Source organism: Stenotrophomonas sp. YIM B06876 (assembly GCF_030711595.1).
GTDB lineage: Bacteria > Pseudomonadota > Gammaproteobacteria > Xanthomonadales > Xanthomonadaceae > Stenotrophomonas.
This window is the reverse complement of the sequence record NZ_JAUJUJ010000544.1, coordinates 1-484: the sequence shown is the minus strand read 5'-3', so window position 1 is coordinate 484 and position 484 is coordinate 1. Positions and strand designations below refer to the sequence as shown.

General features: G+C 68.4%; 1 protein-coding gene. It reads left to right on the top strand.

The genetic code is table 11. The annotated features are described in order from the left end of the window. On the top strand, nucleotides 1–484 hold a 484-nt coding region (locus tag QZH66_RS18385), incomplete at both ends, for a transaldolase family protein (RefSeq protein WP_305807230.1).

The window sequence follows — 484 nt, the reverse complement described above, 5'->3', positions numbered from 1 at the left end:
GACCGCGTGCTCATCAAGGTCGCCGCCACCTGGGAAGGCATCGAGGCCGCGCGCCAGCTCGAACAGCGCGGCATCCACACCAACCTCACGCTGCTGTTCTCGTTCGCCCAGGCCGTGGCCTGCGGCCAGGCCAAGGTGCAGCTGATCTCGCCGTTCGTCGGCCGCATCTACGACTGGTACAAAAAGCAGGCCGGCGGCAACTGGGACGAGGCCGCCATGGCCGGCGCCAGCGACCCCGGCGTGCAATCGGTGCGCGCTATCTTCAACCACTACAAGCACTTCGGCATCGCCACCGAGGTGATGGGCGCGAGCTTTCGCAATGTCGGCCAGATCACCGCGCTGGCCGGCTGCGACCTGCTGACCATTGCGCCCGATCTGCTGGCGCAGCTGGCCGCGACCGAAACCCCGCTGGCGCGCGCGCTCGATGCCAGCGCGGCCAAATCCATGGACCTGCCCGCCGTGCACTACGACGAGGCCGGCTTTC